The following is a 1,482-nucleotide window of genomic DNA, read 5'->3' on the forward strand; positions in this document are numbered from 1 at the left end:
TCTATTGTATGTTCTTCTTCTCATCTATGTGGGAGTGATCGGTTTTATCGTAAGAAGGAACTGGGTGGGAGTCATCGCCTGCTTCAGTATCTTTGAGAACGGAACCTTCTTACTCACTCTTCTCTTGAAATCCGGAGTTCCTATCGGAAGCGAGCTTGGCTCCTTCTTAGATGCGGTGCTTATCATAGGTGCCGGAGCTGCACTTCGGATCAACACTGAGAAAGAAATGGATAAAGGAGAAAATTTCAGATGAGCTTTGAAATTCTTTTAGGGATAGGCGCTGCCGTTTTTATCCTGATCTTTCTCACGTATGTTCTAGCACCTACTAAGAACCAAACGAACTTAGTGTTTTGGTCTGTTCTTCTCGTTTTATGCGGGGGAATTAACTTTGCAGTTTGGATCATCCGAGATTGGAACGAAGAAGGAACCACTCTGCAATGGGTCTTGATAGAAGCGACTACGTTTGTAGGAGCACTTCTTATCTCTTCCAGTAGAACGAGTAAGTCTTTTCCGATCGCTTGGAAATTTCTCTTAATCAACTCATTCGGTTTAGGTATCGCGTTTCTTGGGATCATACTCCTTCGTTCTTCTTTGCATGTGATCAACCAACCGATCGAGTTCTTAGCGGCTAATGCTTCTTCTCATCCTGAGATTATCTGGGTAGAGATTGGGCTTTGGCTTGCGATCTTCGGTTATACTGCAAAGCTCGGTCTCTTTCCGAATCACGTTTGGATCGAGGACACTTACGGAGAAAGTCCGACGCAAGTATCGTCTTTGCTTTCCTCATTCATTCCTGTTTCGGTGTGTTTCGCACTTAGACCCTTTGTGCATCTGGATCACCAACTCTTTCCTCATACATTCAGTGGTGCAGATGGACTCTTGGTGCTTGGGATCATCACGATCCTTTATAGTATATTCGCGATCTATGATAGAAATGATATCCGAAGGATCTCTGCTAAGGTCGCTCTTTTTCACACGGGAGCCCTCGCAGTATTTCTTTGGATGGATTTAAGCGAGACGGTATTTCTTTACATGATGGCTACGAACCTAGTCGTTAAGTCTCTTCTATTCATTAGCATGGGGATCGTGAGAATGGATGCCGGCAAAAGAGAGTTGGGTAAGATCATCCAAGCGGATTCAATCAACAAGCCTGCATTGTCTCTTTTCATCCTAGCGTTATTCTTAGCTTTCGTGATGCCTGGATCTCCTATCTTTGTTACAGACATTGTTCTTATCAAAGCGGGACAGATCGGAGGAAAATCCTTTGTGATCCTTGTTCCTATACTCGGGATCGTATTCTTCGGAGTAATGCTCTATAAGCTTGCGCCTCTTTTGAATATCAAAGGAAGACCATTTCCAAAGGATCTCTCCACCATTCTTAGGATCAGAATGACGAACGGATTCTTTTTACTTCTACTTCTTCTCAGCACCGGTTGCTGGGGATTTTACCTTCTTTTACATGGTGTATTATGAAAAACGTTA

Annotated in this window: 1 protein-coding gene and 1 pseudogene; both read left to right on the forward strand. The window is 43.4% G+C overall.

All coding sequences use genetic code 11. The features are described from left to right. A pseudogene (locus EHO59_RS00015) lies at positions 1-253 on the forward strand (formate hydrogenase); the annotation flags it as partial. Continuing rightward, positions 250-1,473: a proton-conducting transporter transmembrane domain-containing protein gene (locus EHO59_RS00020; protein ID WP_135583541.1), complete on the forward strand. Its 1,224-nt coding sequence runs from the start codon at positions 250-252 to the stop codon at positions 1,471-1,473. The pseudogene EHO59_RS00015 and the gene EHO59_RS00020, both read left to right, overlap by 4 nt. Positions 1,474-1,482: the final 9 nt, after the last annotated feature.

It is taken from the genome of Leptospira semungkisensis, assembly GCF_004770055.1.
In the GTDB taxonomy this organism is placed as follows: Bacteria; Spirochaetota; Leptospiria; order Leptospirales; family Leptospiraceae; genus Leptospira_B; species Leptospira_B semungkisensis.

Bases quoted from the DNA above. Each gene is read 5' to 3' on its own strand.
- EHO59_RS00020 (WP_135583541.1), top strand. From the start codon at position 250: ATGAGCTTTGAAATTCTTTTAGGGATAGGCGCTGCCGTTTTTATCCTG.